At 72.7% G+C, this 2,464-nt stretch carries 4 protein-coding genes and 2 pseudogenes; 3 read left to right on the top strand and 3 right to left on the bottom strand.

The genetic code is table 11. The features are described from left to right. Window positions 1-281: hypothetical protein (locus KSK32_RS00450; protein ID WP_216927947.1), on the top strand; the 281-nt coding region annotated here is incomplete at its 5' end. Between the two features lie 58 nt (window positions 282-339). Here KSK32_RS00450 and KSK32_RS00445 read toward each other — a convergent pair. After that, window positions 340-756, bottom strand: a complete 417-nt coding sequence (locus KSK32_RS00445) for a hypothetical protein (protein WP_216927946.1) — start codon at window positions 754-756, stop codon at window positions 340-342. 38 nt (window positions 757-794) lie between these two features. Then, a pseudogene (locus KSK32_RS00440) lies at window positions 795-1,235 on the bottom strand (4-hydroxy-3-methylbut-2-enyl diphosphate reductase); the annotation flags it as partial. Window position 1,236: 1 nt separating this feature from the next. Between KSK32_RS00440 and KSK32_RS00435 the strand changes: the two are divergent. Both KSK32_RS00435 and KSK32_RS00430 read left to right on the top strand, forming a co-directional pair. Continuing rightward, window positions 1,237-1,677: pseudogene (locus KSK32_RS00435) on the top strand (4-hydroxy-3-methylbut-2-enyl diphosphate reductase); the annotation flags it as partial. A gap of 38 nt (window positions 1,678-1,715) precedes the next feature. After that, entirely contained in the window at window positions 1,716-2,132 is a 417-nt protein-coding gene (locus tag KSK32_RS00430; protein WP_216927946.1) for a hypothetical protein, read from the top strand. 58 nt (window positions 2,133-2,190) lie between these two features. On the opposite strand, the gene KSK32_RS00425 is transcribed toward KSK32_RS00430, so the two are convergent. Next, the coding region (locus tag KSK32_RS00425) for a hypothetical protein (RefSeq protein WP_216927945.1) at window positions 2,191-2,464 on the bottom strand (274 nt) is incomplete at its 5' end.

Genomic DNA, 2,464 nt, shown 5'->3' with positions numbered 1-2,464 from the left:
ACCCGGGCACCTACCGGGTCGTGGTCGACGGTTACTCGGTGAGCGACCCGACCACCGCGTACGACTACCGGGACTCGTTCGCGTCCCCGGAGCTGGGCACGCTCTCCGCGCCGTCCACGCCGCTGTCCCTGGCCAACGGCGCCACCGCCACCCTCACCGGTGCGGTGACCGCCCTGTCCACCCCGGCCGCCGGCCGGGAGCTGTACGGCGACATGGCCGTTACCACCACCGAGGGCGCGGTCGTCGGCCGCGGTTCGGTCGAGGTTCTCGCGGTCAACTGATCCGCTGATCCGAAGGAGCCCCGTCCCCTCTCGTAGGGGGCGGGGCTCCTTCGCGTCGTCAGGCGGGGCGGGCGGACTCGACCACGAACGGGGTGCCCTGCTGGCAGGTGGTCATCATGCCCGGCTCGGGGCGGCCGGTGACCTCCACCTTGGCGCCGGCCTTCAACAGGTCGCGCGGACCGCCGACCAGCAGGTGGTCGTCGAGCAGGAGGCAGTTCGGCTCCACACCCGCCCGGATCGTGCCGGTGATGGTGGTGCCACCGACACCCGGCGGGGTCGACGGGCCACCCTTCCAGGTGGGGTTCGGCCGGCTGGGCGTCACGCTGGGCACGGGATCGGGCTGGCTGGTCACCGGGGCGGCTCCCGTCGTACTCGGGCTGGGGCTGGGATCGGCGGACCCGTCGCCGGGTGCGGCGCAGGCGGTCAGCGCGAGACCGGTGAGCAGTGCGACAAGCACCGTACGAGGAGTCTTCATGGTCGGTTGGACGCGGCGGGCGGCCGATCCGTTCCCGGTCAGCCGCGGGCCGCGGCGGCGGCCTTCATGTCGCGCTTGAGCTCCTGCGGCAGCGAGAACGTCAGCCGCTCGTCCGCGGTGGTGATCTCCTCGACGTCGCCGAAGCCCCGCTCGGCCAGGTGGGCGAGCACCTGCTGGACCAGTTCGTCGGGCACGCTCGCGCCGGAGGTCACACCCACTGTCCGGGCGCCGGTCAGCCAGGCGTCCTCGATCTCGTGCGCGAAGTCGACCAGGTAGCCGGCGCGGGCCCCGGCGTCGAGCGCCACCTCGACCAGCCGGACCGAGTTCGAGGAGTTGCGCGAGCCGACCACGATCACCACGTCGCACTCGGGGGCGATCTCCTTGACCACGTGCTGGCGGTTGGAGGTCGCGTAGCAGATGTCGTCGCTGGGCGGCGACTGGAGCAGCGGCAGCCGCTTCTTGAGCCGGGCCACGGTCTCCGAGACCGTGGCCCGGCTCAAGAAGCGGCTGCCGCTGCTCCAGTCGCCGCCCAGCGACGACATCTGCTACGCGACCTCCAACCGCCAGCACGTGGTCAAGGAGATCGCCCCCGAGTGCGACGTGGTGATCGTGGTCGGCTCGCGCAACTCCTCGAACTCGGTCCGGCTGGTCGAGGTGGCGCTCGACGCCGGGGCCCGCGCCGGCTACCTGGTCGACTTCGCGCACGAGATCGAGGACGCCTGGCTGACCGGCGCCCGGACAGTGGGTGTGACCTCCGGCGCGAGCGTGCCCGACGAACTGGTCCAGCAGGTGCTCGCCCACCTGGCCGAGCGGGGCTTCGGCGACGTCGAGGAGATCACCACCGCGGACGAGCGGCTGACGTTCTCGCTGCCGCAGGAGCTCAAGCGCGACATGAAGGCCGCCGCCGCGGCCCGCGGCTGACCGGGAACGGATCGGCCGCCCGCCGCGTCCAACCGACCATGAAGACTCCTCGTACGGTGCTTGTCGCACTGCTCACCGGTCTCGCGCTGACCGCCTGCGCCGCACCCGGCGACGGGTCCGCCGATCCCAGCCCCAGCCCGAGTACGACGGGAGCCGCCCCGGTGACCAGCCAGCCCGATCCCGTGCCCAGCGTGACGCCCAGCCGGCCGAACCCCACCTGGAAGGGTGGCCCGTCGACCCCGCCGGGTGTCGGTGGCACCACCATCACCGGCACGATCCGGGCGGGTGTGGAGCCGAACTGCCTCCTGCTCGACGACCACCTGCTGGTCGGCGGTCCGCGCGACCTGTTGAAGGCCGGCGCCAAGGTGGAGGTCACCGGCCGCCCCGAGCCGGGCATGATGACCACCTGCCAGCAGGGCACCCCGTTCGTGGTCGAGTCCGCCCGCCCCGCCTGACGACGCGAAGGAGCCCCGCCCCCTACGAGAGGGGACGGGGCTCCTTCGGATCAGCGGATCAGTTGACCGCGAGAACCTCGACCGAACCGCGGCCGACGACCGCGCCCTCGGTGGTGGTAACGGCCATGTCGCCGTACAGCTCCCGGCCGGCGGCCGGGGTGGACAGGGCGGTCACCGCACCGGTGAGGGTGGCGGTGGCGCCGTTGGCCAGGGACAGCGGCGTGGACGGCGCGGAGAGCGTGCCCAGCTCCGGGGACGCGAACGAGTCCCGGTAGTCGTACGCGGTGGTCGGGTCGCTCACCGAGTAACCGTCGACCACGACCGGTAGGTGC

The organism is Micromonospora sp. WMMB482 (genome assembly GCF_019038635.1).
Lineage (GTDB): Bacteria > Actinomycetota > Actinomycetes > Mycobacteriales > Micromonosporaceae > Micromonospora > Micromonospora marina.
The sequence above is the reverse complement of the archived record's forward strand: the minus strand, read 5'-3'. Positions and strand labels throughout refer to the sequence as shown.